Annotated in this window: 1 pseudogene; it reads right to left on the reverse strand. The window is 39.0% G+C overall.

Features of this window, described 5'->3' with window-relative positions:
* Positions 1-835: pseudogene (locus tag GON26_RS21470) on the reverse strand (hypothetical protein); the annotation flags it as partial.

Here is an 835-nt window from a genome sequence, read left to right on the forward strand (position 1 = left end):
GATTGTAAATCAACTGTTGAAGAAACTCCATTTACTGAACCATTCAAAACTGTACCTGTCAATGCTAATGTATTGGTATTTACAGCGGGTGCTGTAGCTACTTTTCCGTTTACAGTAGAAGTTATAGTATTAGTACCATCATTTGCCAATGCGTTTACTGTACCTGAGGCAATTGCTGGTGTTAAATCTAATGCAGTTCCTGAAACTCCATTAACCGTTGTGGTTAAAGTTGCATCTGTTATTGCATTCCCAACTGTATTTACAGCGGGTGCTGTAGCTACTTTTCCGTTTACAGTAGAGGTTATGGTATTAGCACCATCATTTGCCAATGCGTTTACTGTACCTGAAGCAATTGCTGGTGTTAAATCTAATGCAGTTCCTGAAACTCCATTAACCGTTGTGGTTAAAGTTGCATCTGTTATTGTATTCCCAACTGTATTTACAGCGGGTGCTGTAGCTACTTTTCCATTTACTGTAGAAGTTATAGTATTAGTACCATCATTTGCTAATGCGTTTACTGTACCTGAAGCAATTGCTGGTGTTAAATCTAATGCAGTTCCTGAAACTCCATTTACTGTTGTGGTTAAAGTTGCATTTGTTATTGCATTTCCAACTGTATTTACAGCGGGTGCTGTAGCTACTTTTCCGTTTACAGTAGAGGTTATGGTATTAGTACCATCGTTTGCCAATGCGTTTACTGTACCTGAGGCAATTGCTGGTGTTAAATCTAATGCAGTTCCTGAAACTCCATTAACCGTTGTGGTTAAAGTTGCATCTGTTATTGCATTCCCAACTGTGTTTACAGCGGGTGCTGCCTCTGTAATTCCGTTAACTA

Source organism: Flavobacterium hydrocarbonoxydans, assembly GCF_009789235.1.
Lineage (GTDB): Bacteria > Bacteroidota > Bacteroidia > Flavobacteriales > Flavobacteriaceae > Flavobacterium > Flavobacterium hydrocarbonoxydans.